Origin of the sequence: Pseudoalteromonas luteoviolacea, from assembly GCF_000814765.1 — a bacterium.
Taxonomy (GTDB): domain Bacteria; phylum Pseudomonadota; class Gammaproteobacteria; order Enterobacterales; family Alteromonadaceae; genus Pseudoalteromonas; species Pseudoalteromonas luteoviolacea_H.
In genome coordinates this window covers 197,676-218,012 of record NZ_JWIC01000001.1, presented here as the reverse complement: position 1 = coordinate 218,012, position 20,337 = coordinate 197,676, and the positions used below count along the sequence as shown (strand labels likewise).

The window sequence follows — 20,337 nt, the reverse complement described above, 5'->3', positions numbered from 1 at the left end:
ACCGCTTTGACTAAATAAGGTATGTGATATGTACGCACAGATAAAACGTGATAAACAGCATAATCATCGACTCATCATAGGGCATGTTACGCAGCAAACAAGCGCCCCCTTAATAAAAGGTCTACTTCAAAAAGCTGCGCATAAATACGACAAATATGCCAAGACATTATCGCGACAGATCACCGGAGATGGTAAGGATTTGTGTGTCAAAGAAGGAAAACTAAAATATAAGATATTTAATTATCAAGGCGCAAGAATACTGGAGATCACCGACCTTGTATCTGACAAGCTGACAAAAGGGGCTGGGGTGAAGTTGATGAAACACGTCATGGAAATAGGCAAGGCAGCTGGGTGTGATATCGTGCGTTTAATCGCGGAATCCTCAGGATATGACGGCAGGCCTAAACAGGCTGAACTGCTCCAGTGGTATACCAATCGAGGCTTACATAATGTCAAACCTGGCGGAAAATTTGGCCGTTGGATGGTTGGGGAGATAGACGACTGTCTCAAAATGATAAATGGCACGTTGTCACGTTTTAGTTAGTCCATAGAGATCAGAGCGTAACGGGGTACGATCTTGCACTGTGCAACTGCGCGGCTGACGGTGACGTAGTGACCCCCAAATGCATTGGTGATGTCACTCATAGTGTATTGCCCCTCAAAATGAACCTTATTCAATGAAGATAGCTTTGAACTCATTACCTCTATAAGTCGCATGATATAAAGCCACTGCAAATTCCATTCGTAAAGGCTAGCTCATTGGTAAACACCAGAATAAAAAAGGTTAACTATGTATAGTTAACCTTTCGTGTAGTGAATTATGACATACTTGTACTACCTTGCTCTGGTGCCGTTTTCATTCGAGCTGGTCTCGTGCAGAGTTGCACGTCTATATAATGTGGTGCAATTCACCAATGGGGTTTAGAACAGAACCATGGATTTGTCGTCTATTTAAACATGTTTTTTAGTCTTTCTAATTTATCCTGGGTCATCTCTTCTACAGTGTTCACTGCTGTGTTCTTTAGGTTTTCTCTGATCTCTGGTATTAGTATTTTAGCAAGGTTCAAATTACTAATATTTTCCCTCTCAGCCTCATTTAGTATTATTTTCGCATCCCGTATATTTTCTGCTAGTTTGGTAGGACCGTCAGTAGCAGCTTTGGCTATCACAGACATCAAGTAGTTTCCATATAGTACATTCGTACTTATGTTTTTACTGTTCTCGAACACTGGTTTTGATATGTTTTTGCTAAACGCGTTAACTAAGGTTTTTACCTGTTGAATAGTATGTGTTTTCCTGTATTTGCCATGCACCCGCCCAAGTCTAGATTGTCCCCTTGGACTTATTTTTTGTCTCGGTCTTGCTACCTCTTTTCCAGTTGTATTTTCTAAATATTGATACATTAGTTACTCCGTTAATTTTTTTAAGAATGTCATATTTATTCAAAACCAAGCCTATGCTAATACGCTTGGTTATTCTTTACTTTCAGTTGGTAATTTCCGAGAGCAGAACTTTCATTTTGCACATGTGACAAACTCCAAACACACCTCAACGCAATCTACCCCGACACTACTCCCAACATCCCGCCCACAGCCCCTCAACCTCGCGGCCAAGTTCGCTGTTAAACCCTTGCGTTATACTCGCTGTTACATCTAGCGTGACACCTGCATTTGCCCAGCTCAGTCAACGTTTAACGTACTTCGCAATACCCGCCAACGGGGGACCTCGCTCATAAAGCTGCTTGAGTTTGTTAAAGTGGTTTACCCAGGTTTTCCAAGCCAGTATTAAATTGTTCTTTGGGTTGGGGGTTATCCAGTATCCAATGAAGTCAAATCCTGCATCTTTACATCTCCCTAGATAAGTTTTGTTTGCTTAACGGCCTGTAAGCTGGTGTTCATCAGTTTTACCAAGTCGTCCATGTAGCGGCAGTAACACAGCCCGCGATGTTGGCAATAGTCCATAGCATGTATATTGCCCATCACTGCCCTCCCCCTCGTTTATCCCTGTCCACCCAAACGAACCGCCATCTCACCCCAATCCGTCGCTTGTTGCTCCAGTTTTGGGTCGTCATTGACCGCCACACCATTGACCTCTGTGGTGGGCTTTACCATCCCAAGCGCTTGCTGAGCAATATGCCCCAACTCATGGGGGAGATGTTTCTCTTGCCCTGGCGACAAATAAATGTCCTTGCCCTGCGCATACGCATGCGCCTGCACCAGCGCCGGTTTAGGCGAGTTATAGTGCACCCGCACATTGGCCAAATTTACACCGGTGAGTTTTTCCATGCCGCGTCTGAGTCTGGGCGGCAAGGAACGGCTGTGCGGCGCCGCCATCCGTTTACCTGATGCAGATGCGCCTTTGCGCTGTACTAACCTCGGTTGTTGAGAGTGAGTACTACGGCTAGGTTTAGTCACAAGTTGATTAAAGCCCATGCTGTTATTCCATCTTTGTGTGATGGTTTTACTATAGGCTGACTGTGATGTGAGTGATTGGTATAAAGTCGGGTCTCGTTGGTATTAGTTATGGAATCTACGTACCGATTATTTGCCTCTAATTTGACATAAAAATACCCGAACTAGTCGGGTATTAGAGGGTAGGGAGTTGCTGTTTATTCGGTATCAGCAACGGCCTGTGTTGCTATTTGCTCTGCCTGCTCCGGTGTCGGGCTTGAAGAGGGATTACAAGCTTGGTTATAGACGGCTTGATCTGCCGCAACAACCGCATCCCTTGCGACTCTTTCTGCTTCAAAGGGTGTTGATGTCGCATACCCAGTAGACTGAGCTGCGGTGTCAATGTCGGATTGAGCCACCGCGTCTGTGGCTTGTTGCTCTGCGTTTAAAATTTCTTGTTCGGATGTACTGGTCATGATGGTTCTTCCTTACTAATGACAAAATTAGGCACTGTGAAGTGCGTCGAATGGGCCTTCAGCCCAGATCTGGTTATGGGTAAACAAGTTCAGTAGCTCCATTGGCCGAGAACTGGCAAGTTCAGACAACGAGGTCTCCCAAATATTACGATGAGAACGTACTTTAATCAGTTTATGCTGGTCTCGTTGCCAATCCAGTGGCAAAAAAATGCATTTTTCTTTGGCCTTTTGTCCGTAGAGCTTATCTCTTGCAGACAAAAAGACGAGATTGCGTCGCTGCGTTTCCGTTAACTGCGACTCTTCTACGCAGTAGCGCAATGATGCCTTAAACCAATTCGCAAAAACATCTCCTTTGGCAGCCACATACGGTGATACCTCATGAGAAGGCACGGCGAACACAACGAGAAATACAATAATAATATTTGGTATCACTTAAACTAACTTGTCTTTTACGTGCAATAGCCATGGAAGTTTGCCTACCTTTTGAGCTGGTTATTTAAAGATAGGCAAGGGGTTTGGATTGGTTAAATTAGAGTGGGTGTCTTGTTATGTGTTATTTTTACGGTTCTAGTTTTTTACGTCTTTAACTAGGTTATAGTCAGTAATAGGTTTTCCAGCAACTAAAACCTCTAACCCCTCACTAAGGTAATCATTAAGTTTTGATAGAACATTTTTATCAGTATTAAGTCTACTATTAGCAAAAGAATCAATTTTCTCATCACTCCTAATACGAACTGTCACCACCCTATCCTCCGGGCTCATTTTTTTCCATTCAATTAATCTGTCAAATTGTTTTGGATTTGTCGCCAATTTTTCAAAAAAGGCTTGCGGAGTAGCTTTCACTTCCTCTAGATGCACTTTACCATCATAACCAAGATATAAAGCATCTGCTTCATCCACTGGGTCGACTTTTACAACACAATTTTTCCCTAGATCGTAACTTACCCCCTTTTTCGCATTTAGTATTACATCTCCTGGAATAGATTCGATTACTCCATCACTGAGCACCTCAAAGCCAGCGTCTTTCCCTCTTTCTAAACCGTTTTTAATCTCAGCGTAATCTTGCAAAAATTTATTTTTATCAATTGCTTTCGATAATTTCGTTATTCCAGATCGTGCATTGTCCTTTGATGATTTAAATTTAGCCCATTGATACAAACCAGATACTAGCTCAAAAAGCTCACTAAAGCTTAAACCAGCATTATTTCCATTCTCTATCATTGAATCAATTGCTATTTTGAACCTCTCTTCCTTTAGCTCATCTTTGAGTTTTAGTGCAACTGCTGTTTTTAAATCACTTAGCTCCCAAGATTGCATTAGCTGTAGTGCCCCGTTTGTTCTATCTAATGATTTCAAGTTACATTTAATCGCGAGTGCTTGTGATCGGTTATTTAGCTTATCCGTCATAAATCTCTGTAAAATAGCCTTAGGCCGATTATCCGAATCCACTTTCTTTCTATCATGCTTTTTGTGCATGAGTGAATTGGCAACAACCCTACTTTTATCTTCCTTTTTCTGCATTGGAGCATACATATCTCAATCCTCTCTATTTGACTTTAATCGTTGTTATAGGCTGTCTTCAGTTGCCGATAAAATGCTAACAAAGCCTCCATGGACTTTATTCAGACTATCTCATTATCACTTATGGCCTTTTAACACCCTATCTAGCCGTTAAAAGACCACGCTTATGTAAAATCTCACATCTGAACGACTTTACACCTTACTGGCTCTTTAACATTTGCTATGGCAACAACATAAATCAGCCCCCGTTCTCATCTACCCCTGTACACCTAAACGAACCGCCATCTCACCCCAATCCGTCGCTTGCTGCTCCAGTTTTGGGTCGTCATTGACCGCCACACCATTGACCTCTGTGGTGGGCTTTACCATCCCCAGTGCTTGCTGAGCTATGTGGCCCAGTTCATGGGGAAGATGCTTTTCTTGCCCTGCGCATACGCATGCGCTTGCACCAGCGCGGGTTTAGGCGAGTTATAGTGCACCCGCACATTGGCCAAGTTCACGCCGGTGAGTTTTTCCATGCCGCGCCTGAGTCTGGGTGGCAAGGAACGGCTGTGCGGCGCCGCCATCCGCTTACCTGATGCAGATGCGCCTCTGCGCTGTACTAACCTCGGCTGTTGAGGGTAGGCATTGCGGCTAGGTTTGCTCGCAAGTTGATTAAAGCCCATGCTGATATTCCATCTTTGTGTGATGGTTTTACTATAGGCTGACAGTGATGTAAGTGATTGGTATAAAGTCGGGTCTGGTTGGTAGTATTTATGGAATCTACGTACCGATTATTTGGCTCTAATTTGACATAAAAATACCCGAACAGGTCGGGTATTAGATGGTAGGGAGTTGCTGTTTATTCGGTATCAGCAACGGCCTGTGTTGCTATTTGCTCTGCCTGCTCCGGTGTCGGGCTTGAAGAGGGATTACAAGCTTGGTTATAGACGGCTTGATCTGCCGCAACAACCGCATCCCTTGCGACTCTTTCTGCTTCAAAAGGTGTTGATGTCGCATACCCAGTAGACTGAGCTGCGGTGTCGATGTCGGATTGAGCCACCGCGTCTGTGGCTTGTTGCTCTGCGTTTAAAATTTCTTGTTCGGGTGTACTGGTCATGATGGTTCTTCCTTACTAATGACAAAATTAGGCACTGTGAAGTGCGTCGAATGGGCCTTCAGCCCAGATCTGGTTATGGGTAAACAGGTTCAGTAGCTCCATTGGCCGAGAACTGGCAAGTTCAGACAACGAGGTCTCCCAAATATTACGATGAGAACGCACTTTAATCAGTTTATGCTGATCTCGTTGCCAATCCAGTGGCAAAAAAATGCACTTTTCTTTGGCCTTTTGTCCGTAGAGCTTATCTCTTGCAGACAAAAAGACGAGGTTGCGTCGCTGTGTTTCCATTAACTGCGACTCTTCTACGCAGTAGCGCAATGATGCCTTAAACCAATTCGCAAAAGCATCTCCTTTGGCAGCCACATGCGGTGATACCTCATGAGAAGGCGGCGCTTTTTCTGAACTCGCTGATACAGGCGATGTGCTCTGCTGATGATGCAATGACTGTAAAACATCTATGCACATGCTTCTGTATTGTAAAGTCGGTAATGCATCTATAAACAGGTCAAATTCACCTTGTTTCCCCTGTTTAAATTGCCCGTAGGCTAGGTGTAATTGGCCCAACGTATTGAGCCGTGCAACCACAAGTTCGGGGCGGTTTAACCCAAGTACCTCAATACTGGTATAGCCTTTGCCAAGCTGAGCGATTTTCTTCTCGCTGAGGGACTCAAGCCAAAGTGAAAGGCCGGGTAAGTTTTCGAACCCTGGCGCATAACCAAGCAAATCAGGGGAGGACCAGATCTTTGTCTCAGCCTCAGTGAAGCTGAGCTCATCTGTCTCCATCAAATAGGCACACAATAAATCAAATGGATAAGCACGCGCGGTTATAGGGTCAAAACGAATATACTGGCGAGGGTCATCCAAGTATGGATTGACCAGCAACGACTGTTCTTGTTCCACACGGATCAGAGGAAATCGTTGACCAATCAGCGGAAATTGACCACCTTTGTACTTATCATTGCATCCATCACAGACATACACTAGATTTTCTTGCTGATAGGCCAGCGCATAATAAGGTGAGCAGCTAATACTCTGGTTTTGCTGCAATAAGGTGCTTTTTTCAAGTAATTCTACAGGTCTGAAATGCCCTACTTTTCCCGCATTACTCGCCAATAAGTAACTTTCGCAATAGGCACAACAGCCCTGAGTTAAGCCTTGTAAATGGGCTTTAAGGTGCTCAGCAGAAAATAATGCCGTATCAAAAGCCGCGTAATTGAAGCCAGTATTTATCGTATCATCAGGCAAATCATCGGCTCTTTGCGTAATTAATACCAAGTTGTCGACTAAATCGGGCGCATACCCTTCTGCAATTAACTGGTTGCGATCTTCCGTTGTCAACGTGTGATATTTAGGTGCATCAGCCAAACGCGCAACCAACTCCTGCATTTGCCGAGTTGCCGCAGCTGTTTTCACTTTTTCATCCGGCAGCCAATCAACAGGCTTGAAGTCTATTTTGATCATGGCGTATGGCTCCTATGATTCTAGGCTATGCACTGGGCTGTTCAGACCCACGCTGCATGACCTCATTTTGAAAGTCCTGATTTTGCTGTATTAGCTGTTGCTCCATGTTTTTCAGTGTCTCTTCCATTGCCTGCTGTGCGGCTTGAGCACTTTTTTGTGCCGCCATTTCTTGCTCGGTAAAAACCTGTTTCATATGGGCATTTTGCTCTTCAAGATGATGTGCTTGCGCCTCAAGTTGGGCGTCCTGATAACGGCTAAACGCGCCCAATGTGGCGTCATTGTCGGCGCTTTCCTCGGATAACGTACCTGAAGGTGCATCACTTTCCAGTACTTGATTGATACGTGCGAGGTGCTGACGCGATTGATCAACAAGTTGTGACGATTGCTGCAATGACTGATCTATGGTCTGTCTCGCCGTAGCCAACATGGTGTCTATGTCTGACAAAATCGAGTTTAACTGCGACGGCATAACGGCCTGCGACAGCGCCTGACATGCCGCTTTTTTTTGTTGTGCTGGATCCATGATAACTCCCTACTTTAGGCGGCAATTGGCCAGTGGTTAAACAAACTCAAACAGCCCTGACCATCCACGTTAAGTAAGGCTTCGCTGTGATGTAAATTGAATAAATAGTGACGGCATAACCCTGCCTGGCAGATATAACTGTCACTCGCCAACGCATTGGTCAACGTGGTTTGCAGCCCACTAATATACTCATTAGCAGCTTTAACCAGATCGTCAGTCTGAAGATCGATGTTAAGCACAATATTGAGTAACCCCGCGCTAAAACTACTGAAGCCGAGATTGTTTCCTCCCTCATGCCACTGTTTTATGGCATTGTGAAGATCAACAGCTTGCAGCTCAAAGGTGACCACTGGAGAATCTAAAGTATTGTTTACGACAGGTGCGAGTGTTTCAACAAGGTGATCTGGTGTGCCTTGTCCGCCTTGTTTCGCATTTTTCCAAGCCAAATAGAGACAAAAATAACGTGCAAATTCACTTAAGTTTTGGGCTTTTTCAGTTGCCCACTGACAAGCGGGATGCACTGTTTGATTAGACAAATCATACGCCTGTTCGCAGTAACAGATAATACTGTACAGCGTGAGTTGGTCATGGAACGATGCGCCCCACCCTAATGCATGGTAATTCAGGTTATAGCGTCGGTAAAACAGCGCAATTTTATTTAAAATAGCACTGTCCACCAGACGATATTTAGCCAGTATATTCGCCAACCTCGCCTTATCAGTTTCAGAATCCCGATTGCTGAATGTCGCCAAGTCTCTGAGATCATTGGTACTGAGTTCAAGTAACTTTTTGATATCAACAGACAAAGGGATCTGATGTAAATAGAGCAGCGTTGAATTCATCAGCCCCAAGTAAAGCTGCTCGATAAACTGCGCTTCTGAGGTGAAGGTCATTACTTCACTTTGTTGTATCAGTGCGTCAGTGCTGTGCGCACCTTGATTAAGAAATTGGATAAGCGTCTGTGTTTTGTCAGAAAACTGCTCCAATTGCTCAATCTCTTTGTTGTTCACTATGATTGTCATAATTGCCTCTTTAGCCGACGCGTCATTTGCCGACGTTTATCTAGCTACCACCGCTTGGAAACTTATCTAGCAAATTACTTGCTGAGCTACCTACTTCGCCAAAGTTTTTGGTGCCATTTTCAACCATTTTATTTGCCGCTTCGATAATGCCTGCGTAATCATCGACTTTACCTGTTGCCAACATCTGAGAAATGGCAACCCCCATAGCTGTCGTTGCCATGGTGTTGATATTTCTAAGGTTGTCTGTGGCATCTTGGATTGCAATGGCCGTCGACTGCGAGACAGATTGATAGGCTTTCCCGGCACCAGAGAGCTTGTTTAACTCACCAGTCAAACTGGTACTATTTACTATATCCAGTGACGTCTGTGTCGATGGCCCGACATTTGTTAACTCATTCATATGCTGTGCCTTAGTTAATTAATCTTATGCTCTATGCACCCCTAGGATTCCGATTTAACTTTAGGGTCGCTTTGCTGTTTCAGCAGCTCTTTCACAAGCGCTTCTATTTGGCTTACATCTACCTTCGGATCAGGCGCCGGGGTTTTTTCTGGCAATGGCGATGATTGTTGAAGCATTTTTGCACAGCTTGCTGCCACGGCTGCCGATGCCGATGTTTGCGCATTTTGCTGTGTTGAAATGGCATTAAACATGGACATACCGATGGTTTCTGTCGCGGCAACATTGAGCATGCCTATGGATTGCGCAGGCGCAGACCCCATCAATAGCGTGTTCACTTCGTTTACCGAGTCAGTAATTTGGTCATTTACAGTACTCATAAAGACTTCCTTTTTTACCCTGGTTTAATGGCTGCTGCACCCGCTGCTATCATCAGCGCACAACACTGCGCAACAGCCGCGCTGGATGTAACTTGACTTCTCGCTTCATTTTGAACTGCATTGTCCATCAGCAATGAAATGGATTGACCCATAGAGGTGGATGCAGCAGCCAATGAAAAGGTTTGTGCATTGAGCGTATTAAGCACGGTGTTTCTCCTGTGTTCATGACGGATTAAAACCGGCCAAAATGGTACTGATACAGCGTATCAGTACCCAAACCGGCTTAACGGAAAACTTTTGAAATGCCTTCCGCTGTCGTGGCCGTATTAATGCCAAGCAACGTATCTACGCCTTGAACAAGCGCAGCTTGTGCTGTGACAGAGCTATTTTGCTGACCAGACGTCGCATTGTGTGCCGCATTAGACAGCGCCTGACTGGTTGCAATCATAAAGTTACCGGTTGCGATAGCAGGCGCATCACCCAGAACTTTTGTATTTACTTGTGAAACTGAATCGGTAATTTGACTATTTACAGCGGTTGGAAATGCCATAACTATTTTCCTTTTAAAGTTTTTAATAAATAGGCGTCATCGCCTGATTGTTTAAGACTGAGTAGAGACCGCTACGCAAAAATTTTGCTGGTCGCAACCCCAGTCGTTGCAGTGTCAATGGAGTAAAGAATATTTACGCCCATTGTGGTTACCGCTTGCGCGGTAATATTTGCTTGTTGCTGTGCAGCAGTTGCATTATGGGCTGCGTTCGCCAGCGCCTGTGAGGTCGCCTGAAACAGGTTCCCCATAGCAATAGACGGCGCATCGCCTAGCACCTGTACATTGGCTTGTGTTACTGAGTCGGTTATTTGACTGTTCACTGCGGTTGGAAAAGCCATCGTGTCGTCCTTATGGTTGTTTACAAATTCAGCCTAATTGTTGTCAGCTTAATACTTTGAGGCTTGCGCCATATTTGCTCATTCATCGATTCAAGGTCTTTCCAGAGCAAACACGCATAAAACACCTTAGTTCCCTAGCCCAGCAACTGGCTGTTTTTGTGGCTGAAGAATACGTTTGGTTGCAATGCCTGTTGTGGCAGTATCAATCGAGTACAGCGTTGTGACACCCATCGTTGTAGCCGCTTGCGCTGTCATTGCTGACTGTTGCTGCGCAGATGTTGCATTGTGTGCTGCGTTTGCTAGCGCTTGAGAGGTCGCCTGAAACAGGTTGCCCATGGACATCGCGGGCGCATCGCCCAGCACTTTTACATTGGCTTGTGTGACGGAATCAGTAATTTGATCGTTAACTGCTGTTGGAAATGCCATAATTTCACCTATTTGCTTTGAGTTTTAGAATAAAAAACATATTTGGTGTTCAGCGCATATATCTTTGCGTCATCGCCTAAACACTGAGGTCAGTATAAGAAATCTAGCAAGGTGAGAATTGGCAGTACTGCTTAAAGTGGTTGGTATAATAAAGCGACTAATTGGTAAATATATCTAAACCGCTGCATGCTGATATCTATCGGTGAAATCAGCATGCACCTTGATGCTAAGTTAGTGTTTTGTACGTTGATCACGATATACACCGGGGCTCACCCCAACCACCGACTTAAATTTCCTCACAAAAAAGCTTAAATCAGAAAAACCGACATCATCGCAGACCTCAGTGACTTGGCTATAAGGGTCTTCACGCAATAACACCATCGCTCTTTTGATCCTAATACGCAGCAAGGTTTGCTTAAATGACTGACCAACAAAACGTTTGAACAAAAAAGACAAATGTGAAGGGCTCACACAGGCATAGCTGGCCACTTCACTTAAACTCAGTGGCTTTTCAAAGTTTTTATCGACAAATTGTAAGGCGCGAATAAGGGCCGGGTGGGATTTATGCGGGGTATGCGACGCTGTCGGTGTGGCAGCTACGGCCTCTCCCCTTTGCTCTGCAACAAGCAAGTCATGTTCATCATTACATTGAATTAGCGACTGCACTTCTTCGGTCAAGCTCGGCTCGACGGGCTTTAATACATGCATTGCCATCGGCTTTGGCGTGGCCTCAGTATGCATTGCAGGAAAAATGCTGAGCAAAGCCTGGCTAGACACCGCTTGCTGGTTACTCAAAAAAGACAGTTTATCTAAACAACGCTTCAGCTGTTTCACATTATGCGGCCAGTTGTACGCTTTCAATATCTCTAATGCCTGAGGGTGCAGCTGTAAATTCGCAATGTGCTGACAAGTCCCCCGATAATGCTTAACCAATGCGTCGATGTCTTCTTTGCGTTCATGTAGAGAAGGCACACAGAGTTCAAGACAATGATAATGTAACCAACTCAAAAATGAATGCTGCTGACTTTGTCCTAATGCCTCAGCTTGCTTTTCACGCGTGGTAGACGTGATCAATCGTAAAGCGGGATACTCTGTTGATAAGTTGAGCCAGTAGTCTTTAACCGATTCCGCTTGCGCTGAACTGAGCATATCTATGTTTTTCAGATAAAGTGAGCCATTTTGTGTTTGTGCAATGAGCTGTTCTAGCTGAGCAGCCGCACAATGTTCCCCCCAATTGGCGACATTCGAGACAATTAATGACTCAGAGCTGGCTTTCCCTAAATTGTGTAGGTGACACGCTGCGAGATGCTTTCCACTGCCTGGCTCGCCAATGATGTGAACAGGCAAGTTACAATGGGCAAGTTGGTTTATCTGCTGATTTAATTTAAAAAGTGCATCACTCGTACCAATCCAAGGTTGTACGGCGGGTGTTAATTTTAAAACTGTAGACATGGTTTTTCCTTGTTTTCTCAAAGTACAGAAAACATGCGCATTCAACCGCGTACTGAATGGCATGCCGTGTGGTCAAGGAAAAGATATTTTTTTACGCTCCCTAATATTGGGTCAGATACGGGTCACTTGCTCAGTCTTGCCCTGAATATGACCAAACGAGCCAGAGATATACCAACTAAACTCTGTTTCATGCACGAGGCTTTTGAGCGCTTCTTGGATCAAAGGGTGCACAAAACTAAAGCGATCCTCATTTTGCCTGATCAGTCCACTGCACAGCATTTTATGCAGCACACACAGTGGGGCTCGAATTTCATGATATTCATTAAATGACTGTAACTGCTGGGTATCAAAATACTGACCAAGACTGGCGGCAAATTTCAACGTTTTGGCCACATCGCAAGGCATGTTATTGAGGCTACTTCGAGCCAGTAATTGCAATGCGTCAGGGACTTCTGTTGGTGGATAGTCATCACAGAGTAATTGTTTTAAAAAAGAAGGGTTGCCTTCAGCGCGCTCAATCGCAGCGATGGCCCGTCTTTGCTGACTGGCGACTAACACGCCTTGGCTTCTAAGGATGTAATTTGCAAGCTGATGCATCGACTGCTTATCCAGTGGTTTCACTGCAATGGAATGGGCGCGGGTAAGCCAGCTTGGTGGTTGTACAAAAAACCTTTTTTGCTGCGCCGAAATAATGAGTAGCATAGGTTGTGGGCAGTCACTTTGGGCAAGTTGACTGACAAAGTACAGTTCTTTGGCAGTTAAATTATGTGCATCATCAATGACCATACTCACGATGCCTTTATGGGCAATATAGCGTAACAATTGCTGTATCAACTGCGCGTCAAGTTGCTGCTGACGCACCGCACAAAGTACGTCCAGTGCCTGTGATTGATGTTCATTTAACGCGATCCCCAACCACTGATATAAGCGCAGAATACTCAAAGGCCCAGTAGCAACTGTGTTGACCTTACTCTCAATCTCAGCATAAGAGGTGTCTTTACTAATCGATAACAAGGCACGTACTAAACTGGCAATGGCTGAACCGCCTTGGTTTTTCAGTGAGTGAGCTGGACATAAGAAATAAAGACTCGATTGATTTGCTGCCCTTAGCTGGGCTACAAAGGTATTCAACAATACGGTTTTACCAGCTCCCGTCATTCCTTGCAGATAAATGGTCTGTAACGCTACATATTTAATTGCTTGATTTAAAACTGTGTGGAACTGTTGTAACTCCCACTCTCTGCCAAAGCAAGGAAGCGGCATATCTTTGATCAAGTGGCTATAAACCCAAGGCGGTGTGTCAGTATCTTGAAGTAAGGTATCAATACTGACCTCAAAATAACTGGCCAAGCTTTTAATGGTGCGACATAACACCTGCTTGCCAGCTTCAGCCCTTTTTATTGTCGAAACTGAAACAGGTAACCGACGGCTTGCACACTCCTCAGCAAGCTGCTCTCGACTAAGGGCTTTTTTTTCTCAGTAAACGTAATACTGTCTTATTTAATGCAACTCTGCCGTTGCTAGAAACACTCATAGTTACTCCTTTAAATAATGATAATAAATGGTTGAAAGTACTGTTTGCTTTGTGCGTTATATCGACAAAATCCATTTTGCAGATATGTTAACAAGATTTGTATTACGCGTTATTACAGGGCTGTAACTGGACGAGTGAACCTACAAGTATTGACATCTATATGACATAAATATGAATAAAATGAAGCTTATCATCTTTGAAAATTGCGTTATGTGATGAGATAGCAATAAGCGCCTAGCAAGGTGATATTTATTGCTTAAAATAACACGTAGAGATCAATTCACATTTATCAAAAAAAACGCCCCTGTTTTACCAGAGGCGCTTTAGTCTCTACTTTAAATATTCCATGGGTTCGCCGGTTTGCAGCGATCTATCCGTTAGGGTTTTATCAGGTTGGCGAAGATCCGGTTTTAACTTGTGGCCATACTTATCGACGCTATTTAAATAGTCATCTTTATCGCGTATTTCTCCTGAGGCTTCCAGCTCTGCTTTTAGCTCACCAGGCTTGTGGGTTTCTTTAAAGCTGCTGTTTTGCGGTGTCAGACTACTCTCTGTATTTAAAATCAACGGTAGGCCATCTTTGCCACTGCCAATCACCACCACTTTGGCATTATTCGATTTTGCCAGCTCGATGGTGGCTTCAATACCACGCCATTTAAGATAGGCCTCAGAAATACCATCGCTGACCATTTCTTGAAAAAGGGCGATCCCTTTGGCTTCTTCCTCTTTACGCAGCGCTTCTTTTTTCGCGACTTCAACACGCATTTTGTACTCTTCCAAAATGTAGTTTTGATTCACTTTGGAAATGATCGCACTGTGTACTTTATCGGGTAAATCAACGCGTTTGATCAGCACATCATCCAAGTTCACCAAGTGGTGGCCCGCCATTTTTTGCGCCTCTTGGCGCAGCATCGACTTTTCTTTTAACTCTAGTTCGTTGAGCACTTGTCCAAGTAATTCTTCTTGCACCTCTTTGCGCTGGTTGCCGTACACTTGCTCAGCATCATATTGCGATACAATCATGCGCACCCCAGAGCTCACTTCAGGGAGAATGATTTCATCGACATAATCTGGCCCGACTAACTTGTGCAAATAGGGAATAAAGTCTACTTCAGGACGATAACGTACCGTAATATCTAGCGTGATCCGCAGGCCCTCGTTGGTGATGGCATACACATTGGTATGCGCAGTTTGGTAGCGGCTAGAATAAATGGTGAGCGTATCCCATGGAAACACCAATACTGTGCCTTCATGTAATGGCGCATCCAAATAGGTACCGCCACCAAAACGCTTCCAAAGCACGCCTACTTCACCCGAGTCGACCTTGATAAAAATCACTGGAATAAGCGCAATCACCAAAAAGATCGCTATCAATAAGGTCAACCCTGCGCGAAAGCGCCAGGATAAAATGCGTCGTCTCAACTTAGGTTGATAACGCTTCAGCAAGCGCATCAGAATATTCGACAATATTATCGCCAAGATGGCGCTAATTATAATCGTCAGCGTGATATCGGAAGGGAGAATGATGTTCATGATGTTACTCCTTTACCCTCAACTTCATGGTGTTCCATTAACTGTCCTTCGACCATTTTTAAGTGCACATCGGCCAAATGGAAATACGCATCATCATGGGTGATGGCAATGACGGTGTTACCGCGAGCTTTAAGTTTTGGCAGCACCTGCTCATAAAACTTACGCCTAAAAATAGGGTCCTGATCCGCCGCCCACTCATCAAAGATATAAATAGGTCGGTTTTCTAAAATGGTGCTCAAAAGTGCCAGTCGCTTGCGCTGACCGGACGATAGGTCAATACTACTGAACTCCCCATCCACCACTTTGACCTTGGTGTTCATCTCTAAAAACGCCAACCAATCATCAATTTCTTCTTGGCTAGTATGGTGAATGCCATAAAGCTGCTTAAATAAATGAAAATCTGCGAATACCGCTGTAAATAAGCTGCGATACGCTTCTTTGAGGTTATCTGTGATAGGTTGGCCATCAACCAATATTTGCCCGCCTTGCAGTTCATACAACCCAGTCAACATACGGATAAATGTGGTTTTACCACTACCATTGCCACCGGTAATAAAGGTGACTTGCCCCCGCTTCAAGCTCAAATCAACGGGACCAACAAAAAACGGTCTATCCCCGCCTTTTTGGCCATGTTGGTAGTAGGCCCCTTCCAATTTTAACTCATCAAAATTATGCACATACGAGAAGTGCTCAGTGTCTAAGTTTGAATTATCCACTTTGGCACGTTTGAGATCTTCTTCCAAAGTCAGTACGTTTTGCGCCGCTTCCGTTGCGGTGGTGTAAATTGGGATCCCGCCGACAATACTGGTAATGGGACCAATTAAAAACAATGACGCCGTGGTGACTTTGATCACCACATCGGTGTATACATGAGACAAGCTCGGCACGATAAACACCATGGCCCCCGTCGCGGCAAAAAAGGTGATTTGCGAAAGCACAAAATCAGTGGCAAATAAGGTTTGTGTGGTGGTTTTGGCTTTTTTAGCTCGCGCTGAGTCCATAACAAATTCATGTTCTAAGTCATCGGCTCGCGGCACGCTCAGCTTCACCTCTTTAAAGCCATCCAACAAGTCAGATAAGCGTTGGATCAACTTGTTTTCGCTCTCAAATGACAGCTGCATATTGCGTTGAATTTCATTAGCGCGCAGCCGGTGAATGCTGGCGCCCATTAAAATTAAAATGGAGATAACCAAAAACGCCACAAACGAGTGCCATGCTATATATAAAGAGGTAAAAAACACCAAGCTGATTGACTGACCAATGATCACAAACAATTGCGCGGACTGCGAAATGGTTTGCAGCTCTTTGCTGAGCGTATTAAAAATGCGCTCTTTACCTATGGTTTCAAGAGTGGATAATTCGGTATGACGTACGCATTCAAATAACTCAACTCGCAGTCTATCAATGGCTTTTTCCACCATTTTAGCGGCTTTGGTCATCAGCCTCTGCTGCGTCAGACCATAAATTGAAATGGTCAGAATAAACAACACCAGATAATAGAGAATATGGTTCTCTTTATGGATATCTGAAATGTTCTCCGACACGTTATTTATCAAGGCAAGGACTAACGCATTAGCAAGGCCAGATATACAGCCCAACATCACGAAAGTCCTTTTCTTTATTTTTATATTCCGACTGATCAGATCGTATAATACCATTTTGATTTTCTTATCATTTTTGTTATCGGCTAAATAGCCTTACAGCGATAATTATCGCCAAGCGCAGTGAATGTAAATTAAAGCTAATCGTCCTCACTTTCTTGCTGTGGGTTACGGTCTTGAGTGAGCAGTAATATCAACAAGCTCACTATCGGCGTCAAAAATAAAGAAATCAGAAAAAAGCCCACCGGCCCTGCAAACGTATTGCGTCCCCAATAGCCAGATAAAATACATAACACCAAATACAATGCCACTATCATAATGACCTCCTCAAAAGCCCAATGTTGAGAAATAAACCAACAGTTAACCTGTTGGTTTATCAAGGTTCAGCCACCGTGGTTACACAGTGGCATTGCTCGGTTGTGTGCTGGCATTACCCTTATCTTTGCGATATTTCGCTGCAATATCTGCAATATCACCCTTAATGCTAGAAAGATTAAGGTCGATTAAAGTGCCACCATTTTCAAAATGACGAATAAACGTACTGCCCACTGCATGCGTCGATGCGGCAGACACTACAGGCATAAATGCGATTGCACTCAATGTTCCAATTACCGGCACTGCTTTTAAGAAGCTGCTTAAACCAGCCCCCCCAAGCGTTTGCGGAAATGAACCACCGATCACAGCACTGACCGTGCCACGCAGTTTATTGTCGCTGTATGATTGGCCATACACGTTGGCAATTTCACCAATCATCTTCATTTGGATACCCGTCAAAGCCACTAAATCAACCGCTGGAATTGGGATTAACCCAGAACCAAACGACCATTTAGAGTACTTATCGACAATGATCTGCGCCACGGCTGCTCGGTCTTCTGCCTGAACTACAGTGCTTTGCGGCTCCGTAGCAGAAGCATTCGCTTCATTTGCCTTGTCGTCCTTTGCTGTTTTTGTCGCTGTCATAATTCATCCTCTATGATGTAGATTTAAACAGTTGTGAACCCACCAAGTTCATACAAAGTGTTTAAACATCATTAAACTTTGCATTTACTTGCCCTTATCACTGCAACTTCTTACAAAGTTGCAGAAATTCCTTATTAAGGCCGACAAAAGTACAGAGACACACTTCACCCAACACTCTAATGCAGGCAGCCTTTTACTCATCTTGTTACTGGTACTAATTTACCGTGCCATCGAGCACACCTTGGCACTGCTCAGTACGGTGTCTATCGTTATAAAAAATAATGTTGCGCAGCTCTTCTGCGATACAATCAGACTCATAACCGGTTTTGTGGTAATTACTAAACGCCATCACGGTTTGGTCACGCTCTAACAGCCTTGAAAAACTGGTCACCCATGAATACGGGTAGCTGCCTGAGTACTGTAAAAACTTCTCATATTTGTTCAAATTGGTACTGTTAGGGTCATCGGGGCAATCGGCGACTTTGCCATACTGATTTGGGTCGATATAGGTCACAAACCAGCCGTAGCCAAAGTATTCACATTCATCATCACTTTGGGTATTTTGGTACGGCGCAAACGCCATTTCTTTTTGCTCTGCATTTAAGATTAAGTCGCCATATAAGCCCTGATCCCACTTATGCATGTCTTTTACCGTGGAATACATGTCGCCAGCGGAATACAGTACTAATGGGTTGCTGTACGGGTTTTTAAAGATGTTTTCATAAGGTGCAGGCCCGCCGGTTTCTGGTGGGCGACCCGTCGTAAGTGGCAGATATTGGTTTTCGTCAAAGACATAGCCAGTGGTCATATTTTCGTAAATACCAATAGCATTAAACGCGCCGCTGTCTTGCATATTGAGTGGGTCTAATATCTGCTCTTTGACAATGTTTCTGAAATAGAAGCTTGGGTCTATTTGACCTTGCTTACCTGCGGCTAACTGCTCGATGATATTACCAATGAGATAGTAATTACAATTGCTGTAGGTAAACTTGGAACCCGGCTCAAAACTCGGTTTGTTATCTTGCTCTGTACAGGTACAAAAGCGATTACCAAAACCTTCAGGGCCATTTAAGTCTAACGAGTCATCGTATAAATACGGTCGCCAGCCCCAATCCAGATATACGTCCGGGTTATCACTGTAATTGTCTATGCCTGAGGACATGCTCAACAGGTTATGTAATGAGACATCCGCACATTGGTTTTTAGGATACCAAGGCAGGTAATCGCCCACCGTTTTGGTTTTTAAATCCTCGTCTGCCAACATGCGTAATAAAATGGCCGCGGCAAACTCTTTGGTGTTCGACCCAATGCGATATTTAGAGTCTGAGGTATTGGCGACATCATATTGAATATTTTGTGGGCCACAATTGGCCTTGTACACCACATCCTCACCGGAAGTGACGTAAATACTGCCAAAAAAGACCATTTTATCGCAGTAGTCTTTGACAGTGACTTCGAACATTTCAATCTGCTCGGCAGTGATGGTGTGATCTTTTGCCACCCCATTTTTAAAACAAGAGGTCAGAAGTAAACTCATACAGCATAGGCATAATACCTTGAGTTGTTGCTGATAAAGCCCGTTCATTGTGTGTTTCCCTAGCGTTGCTCAGTTACTTTGCTAACTTCTTTACTACTAACAAAACTCATATTTAGTACGGCAATTGCGTCCATATTAGTACGCCGCTTTTGCCATACCCACTAGCACCTTTCTGGTGCCCGTATATGCTTCTCGACCATGGGTGTATAACATGTTGTCGAGCAGCATAATGTCATTGCGCTGCCACTGATAAGCAAAAGTCAGCGAGCGATACACCTCATTGATGATGGCAATATCACTTTCTGCTATCTCGCTGCCATCTCCGTAATAGGCATTGCGCGGTAAATTTTCTAGCCCAATACTTTCTCGCATTGACTCTGGTAACTGATTGTCGATGCTTGAGCAATGAAATAAATGCGCCTGATTAAACCACACCTTTTCACCTGTTTGCGGATGAGTCGCGACCGCAGGACGAATTTGCTTGGTCTGCAAATGGTTATCAGACTTCCACTCAAAAATAATGTCGTTTTTCCAACAGTACGCCTCAACTTCTTCTTTATTTTGAGTTTGAAAAACCTCCTGCCATGGCAGGTCAATATCACCATAGTTGCGTACATACATCACGCCCAACTTTTCAAACTTTTCCAGAAGCGCCACAGGTAATTGCTGATACACTAAACGGCTGTCCGCCAGCGGTGTATTACCACCTGTTTTTGCAGGGACCACACAGAAAAACCCCATGCGCATTGGCCAACAGTTGGAGTAGGCATTTTCGTTGTGCTGCAAAATAACCTGATCAGCGTGATACTCCGTGGTCGTATAAATGTTGTTTCTCAGTGCAGTGCGTGGTGAGGAGCGATAAATATACTGGCTGAGTTGCTCGCCAAAAATTGCTTCCAAAATCGTGCTGAACTGATTGGTGCTCGCAATATTCAAGCCGCGCAGCAAGGCCACACCATCTCTATCTACCCACTCATTGATTTCTTTAATATGGCTTTTAACCCAAGCCAAACCACTTTGCTTTTGCGCTGAAAGGTCATGCACAAAACTATCCAGCTCGGTCCTCGTGTCCTCTTTGTCGAGCGCTAGTAACTGATCCATTCTATTCCCATCCTTAACTAGGTAAGATAAAATTAC

General features: G+C 44.2%; 26 protein-coding genes and 1 pseudogene. 1 reads left to right on the top strand and 26 read right to left on the bottom strand.

Features of this window, described 5'->3' with window-relative positions:
• Nucleotides 1–28: 28 nt before the first annotated feature.
• Nucleotides 29–544 carry a hypothetical protein gene (locus tag JF50_RS00915; RefSeq protein WP_039607649.1) on the top strand — a complete coding sequence of 172 codons (516 nt, stop codon included), beginning with the start codon at nt 29–31 and terminating at the stop codon, nt 542–544.
• Here the strand turns inward: JF50_RS00915 and JF50_RS27080 are convergent.
• The 26 genes and pseudogenes from JF50_RS27080 to JF50_RS00800 all read right to left on the bottom strand — a co-directional run bounded on the left by JF50_RS27080 (nt 541) and on the right by JF50_RS00800 (nt 20,301).
• Nucleotides 541–699, bottom strand: a complete 159-nt coding sequence (locus tag JF50_RS27080) for a hypothetical protein (RefSeq protein WP_160290442.1) — start codon at nt 697–699, stop codon at nt 541–543. The two genes, JF50_RS00915 and JF50_RS27080, sit on opposite strands and share 4 nt — an antisense overlap.
• A gap of 248 nt (nt 700–947) precedes the next feature.
• Nucleotides 948–1,403 (bottom strand): hypothetical protein, encoded by a 456-nt coding sequence (locus tag JF50_RS00910; RefSeq protein WP_039607648.1) that lies wholly within the window; start codon nt 1,401–1,403, stop codon nt 948–950.
• 594 nt (nt 1,404–1,997) lie between these two features.
• Nucleotides 1,998–2,432 carry a DUF4157 domain-containing protein gene (locus JF50_RS00905; protein ID WP_052262077.1) on the bottom strand — a complete coding sequence of 145 codons (435 nt, stop codon included), beginning with the start codon at nt 2,430–2,432 and terminating at the stop codon, nt 1,998–2,000.
• 176 nt (nt 2,433–2,608) lie between these two features.
• Nucleotides 2,609–2,866 (bottom strand): hypothetical protein, encoded by a 258-nt coding sequence (locus tag JF50_RS00900; RefSeq protein WP_039607647.1) that lies wholly within the window; start codon nt 2,864–2,866, stop codon nt 2,609–2,611.
• Nucleotides 2,867–2,893: 27 nt separating this feature from the next.
• Nucleotides 2,894–3,229, bottom strand: coding sequence for a hypothetical protein (locus tag JF50_RS00895; protein ID WP_039607646.1), 336 nt, complete (start codon nt 3,227–3,229; stop codon nt 2,894–2,896).
• 19 nt (nt 3,230–3,248) lie between these two features.
• A pseudogene (locus JF50_RS26545) lies at nt 3,249–3,332 on the bottom strand (transposase); the annotation flags it as partial.
• A 101-nt stretch (nt 3,333–3,433) separates the two neighbouring features.
• Nucleotides 3,434–4,399, bottom strand: a complete 966-nt coding sequence (locus JF50_RS00890) for a hypothetical protein (RefSeq protein ID WP_039607645.1) — start codon at nt 4,397–4,399, stop codon at nt 3,434–3,436.
• A 374-nt stretch (nt 4,400–4,773) separates the two neighbouring features.
• Nucleotides 4,774–4,905, bottom strand: coding sequence for a hypothetical protein (locus JF50_RS27735; RefSeq protein WP_268747794.1), 132 nt, complete (start codon nt 4,903–4,905; stop codon nt 4,774–4,776).
• A gap of 323 nt (nt 4,906–5,228) precedes the next feature.
• Nucleotides 5,229–5,486 carry a hypothetical protein gene (locus JF50_RS00880; RefSeq protein WP_039607644.1) on the bottom strand — a complete coding sequence of 86 codons (258 nt, stop codon included), beginning with the start codon at nt 5,484–5,486 and terminating at the stop codon, nt 5,229–5,231.
• Nucleotides 5,487–5,513: 27 nt separating this feature from the next.
• The gene (locus JF50_RS00875; RefSeq protein WP_039607643.1) at nt 5,514–6,947 is read right to left on the bottom strand and encodes a hypothetical protein; all 1,434 of its coding nucleotides are present in this window, start codon (nt 6,945–6,947) and stop codon (nt 5,514–5,516) included.
• A gap of 25 nt (nt 6,948–6,972) precedes the next feature.
• Nucleotides 6,973–7,470, bottom strand: coding sequence for a hypothetical protein (locus JF50_RS00870; protein ID WP_039607642.1), 498 nt, complete (start codon nt 7,468–7,470; stop codon nt 6,973–6,975).
• A gap of 14 nt (nt 7,471–7,484) precedes the next feature.
• Nucleotides 7,485–8,492 carry a hypothetical protein gene (locus tag JF50_RS00865; RefSeq protein ID WP_039607641.1) on the bottom strand — a complete coding sequence of 336 codons (1,008 nt, stop codon included), beginning with the start codon at nt 8,490–8,492 and terminating at the stop codon, nt 7,485–7,487.
• 40 nt (nt 8,493–8,532) lie between these two features.
• A complete protein-coding gene (locus JF50_RS00860; RefSeq protein WP_039607640.1) occupies nt 8,533–8,892 on the bottom strand; it encodes a hypothetical protein in 360 nt (119 codons plus the stop codon).
• A gap of 41 nt (nt 8,893–8,933) precedes the next feature.
• Nucleotides 8,934–9,269: a RebB family R body protein gene (locus JF50_RS00855; protein WP_039607639.1), complete on the bottom strand. Its 336-nt coding sequence runs from the start codon at nt 9,267–9,269 to the stop codon at nt 8,934–8,936.
• A 14-nt stretch (nt 9,270–9,283) separates the two neighbouring features.
• Complete coding sequence (locus JF50_RS00850) at nt 9,284–9,475, bottom strand: RebB family R body protein (RefSeq protein WP_039607638.1); 192 nt, start codon at nt 9,473–9,475, stop codon at nt 9,284–9,286.
• 77 nt (nt 9,476–9,552) lie between these two features.
• Nucleotides 9,553–9,819 (bottom strand): RebB family R body protein, encoded by a 267-nt coding sequence (locus JF50_RS00845; protein ID WP_039607637.1) that lies wholly within the window; start codon nt 9,817–9,819, stop codon nt 9,553–9,555.
• A gap of 71 nt (nt 9,820–9,890) precedes the next feature.
• The gene (locus JF50_RS00840) at nt 9,891–10,157 is read right to left on the bottom strand and encodes a RebB family R body protein (protein ID WP_010380819.1); all 267 of its coding nucleotides are present in this window, start codon (nt 10,155–10,157) and stop codon (nt 9,891–9,893) included.
• Nucleotides 10,158–10,283: 126 nt separating this feature from the next.
• Nucleotides 10,284–10,583: a RebB family R body protein gene (locus JF50_RS00835; protein ID WP_039607636.1), complete on the bottom strand. Its 300-nt coding sequence runs from the start codon at nt 10,581–10,583 to the stop codon at nt 10,284–10,286.
• Nucleotides 10,584–10,814: 231 nt separating this feature from the next.
• Complete coding sequence (locus JF50_RS00830; protein WP_039607635.1) at nt 10,815–12,035, bottom strand: AraC family transcriptional regulator; 1,221 nt, start codon at nt 12,033–12,035, stop codon at nt 10,815–10,817.
• A 111-nt stretch (nt 12,036–12,146) separates the two neighbouring features.
• Nucleotides 12,147–13,409, bottom strand: coding sequence for an AAA family ATPase (locus tag JF50_RS00825; protein ID WP_052262076.1), 1,263 nt, complete (start codon nt 13,407–13,409; stop codon nt 12,147–12,149).
• Between the two features lie 490 nt (nt 13,410–13,899).
• The gene (locus JF50_RS00820; protein ID WP_080760058.1) at nt 13,900–15,102 is read right to left on the bottom strand and encodes a prohibitin family protein; all 1,203 of its coding nucleotides are present in this window, start codon (nt 15,100–15,102) and stop codon (nt 13,900–13,902) included.
• Nucleotides 15,099–16,703, bottom strand: a complete 1,605-nt coding sequence (locus JF50_RS00815; RefSeq protein WP_235423380.1) for a cyclic peptide export ABC transporter — start codon at nt 16,701–16,703, stop codon at nt 15,099–15,101. Before JF50_RS00815 ends, JF50_RS00820 begins: the two co-directional genes overlap by 4 nt.
• A gap of 140 nt (nt 16,704–16,843) precedes the next feature.
• On the bottom strand, nt 16,844–17,020 hold the full coding sequence (locus JF50_RS27310; protein ID WP_200890367.1) for a hypothetical protein: 177 nt from the start codon (nt 17,018–17,020) through the stop codon (nt 16,844–16,846).
• Nucleotides 17,021–17,099: 79 nt separating this feature from the next.
• Nucleotides 17,100–17,663: a YcjF family protein gene (locus JF50_RS00810; protein WP_039607633.1), complete on the bottom strand. Its 564-nt coding sequence runs from the start codon at nt 17,661–17,663 to the stop codon at nt 17,100–17,102.
• A 214-nt stretch (nt 17,664–17,877) separates the two neighbouring features.
• Nucleotides 17,878–19,248 (bottom strand): serine hydrolase domain-containing protein, encoded by a 1,371-nt coding sequence (locus JF50_RS00805; RefSeq protein WP_039607632.1) that lies wholly within the window; start codon nt 19,246–19,248, stop codon nt 17,878–17,880.
• A gap of 87 nt (nt 19,249–19,335) precedes the next feature.
• Complete coding sequence (locus JF50_RS00800; RefSeq protein ID WP_039607631.1) at nt 19,336–20,301, bottom strand: TauD/TfdA family dioxygenase; 966 nt, start codon at nt 20,299–20,301, stop codon at nt 19,336–19,338.
• Between the last annotated feature and the right edge of the window lie 36 nt (nt 20,302–20,337).

What these genes read in the sequence shown, in the direction of transcription:
- JF50_RS00915 (WP_039607649.1), top strand. Translation starts at nt 29, where the DNA reads ATGTACGCACAGATAAAACGTGATAAACAGCATAATCATCGACTCATC.
- JF50_RS27080 (WP_160290442.1), bottom strand. Translation starts at nt 699, where the DNA reads ATGAGTTCAAAGCTATCTTCATTGAATAAGGTTCATTTTGAGGGGCAA.
- JF50_RS00910 (WP_039607648.1), bottom strand. Translation starts at nt 1,403, where the DNA reads ATGTATCAATATTTAGAAAATACAACTGGAAAAGAGGTAGCAAGACCG.
- JF50_RS00905 (WP_052262077.1), bottom strand. Translation starts at nt 2,432, where the DNA reads ATGGGCTTTAATCAACTTGTGACTAAACCTAGCCGTAGTACTCACTCT.
- JF50_RS00900 (WP_039607647.1), bottom strand. Translation starts at nt 2,866, where the DNA reads ATGACCAGTACATCCGAACAAGAAATTTTAAACGCAGAGCAACAAGCC.
- JF50_RS00890 (WP_039607645.1), bottom strand. Translation starts at nt 4,399, where the DNA reads ATGTATGCTCCAATGCAGAAAAAGGAAGATAAAAGTAGGGTTGTTGCC.
- JF50_RS27735 (WP_268747794.1), bottom strand. Translation starts at nt 4,905, where the DNA reads ATGGAAAAACTCACCGGCGTGAACTTGGCCAATGTGCGGGTGCACTAT.
- JF50_RS00880 (WP_039607644.1), bottom strand. Translation starts at nt 5,486, where the DNA reads ATGACCAGTACACCCGAACAAGAAATTTTAAACGCAGAGCAACAAGCC.
- JF50_RS00875 (WP_039607643.1), bottom strand. Translation starts at nt 6,947, where the DNA reads ATGATCAAAATAGACTTCAAGCCTGTTGATTGGCTGCCGGATGAAAAA.
- JF50_RS00870 (WP_039607642.1), bottom strand. Translation starts at nt 7,470, where the DNA reads ATGGATCCAGCACAACAAAAAAAAGCGGCATGTCAGGCGCTGTCGCAG.
- JF50_RS00865 (WP_039607641.1), bottom strand. Translation starts at nt 8,492, where the DNA reads ATGACAATCATAGTGAACAACAAAGAGATTGAGCAATTGGAGCAGTTT.
- JF50_RS00860 (WP_039607640.1), bottom strand. Translation starts at nt 8,892, where the DNA reads ATGAATGAGTTAACAAATGTCGGGCCATCGACACAGACGTCACTGGAT.
- JF50_RS00855 (WP_039607639.1), bottom strand. Translation starts at nt 9,269, where the DNA reads ATGAGTACTGTAAATGACCAAATTACTGACTCGGTAAACGAAGTGAAC.
- JF50_RS00845 (WP_039607637.1), bottom strand. Translation starts at nt 9,819, where the DNA reads ATGGCATTTCCAACCGCTGTAAATAGTCAAATTACCGATTCAGTTTCA.
- JF50_RS00840 (WP_010380819.1), bottom strand. Translation starts at nt 10,157, where the DNA reads ATGGCTTTTCCAACCGCAGTGAACAGTCAAATAACCGACTCAGTAACA.
- JF50_RS00835 (WP_039607636.1), bottom strand. Translation starts at nt 10,583, where the DNA reads ATGGCATTTCCAACAGCAGTTAACGATCAAATTACTGATTCCGTCACA.
- JF50_RS00830 (WP_039607635.1), bottom strand. Translation starts at nt 12,035, where the DNA reads ATGTCTACAGTTTTAAAATTAACACCCGCCGTACAACCTTGGATTGGT.
- JF50_RS00820 (WP_080760058.1), bottom strand. Translation starts at nt 15,102, where the DNA reads ATGAACATCATTCTCCCTTCCGATATCACGCTGACGATTATAATTAGC.
- JF50_RS00815 (WP_235423380.1), bottom strand. Translation starts at nt 16,703, where the DNA reads ATGTTGGGCTGTATATCTGGCCTTGCTAATGCGTTAGTCCTTGCCTTG.
- JF50_RS27310 (WP_200890367.1), bottom strand. Translation starts at nt 17,020, where the DNA reads ATGATAGTGGCATTGTATTTGGTGTTATGTATTTTATCTGGCTATTGG.
- JF50_RS00810 (WP_039607633.1), bottom strand. Translation starts at nt 17,663, where the DNA reads ATGACAGCGACAAAAACAGCAAAGGACGACAAGGCAAATGAAGCGAAT.
- JF50_RS00805 (WP_039607632.1), bottom strand. Translation starts at nt 19,248, where the DNA reads ATGAACGGGCTTTATCAGCAACAACTCAAGGTATTATGCCTATGCTGT.
- JF50_RS00800 (WP_039607631.1), bottom strand. Translation starts at nt 20,301, where the DNA reads ATGGATCAGTTACTAGCGCTCGACAAAGAGGACACGAGGACCGAGCTG.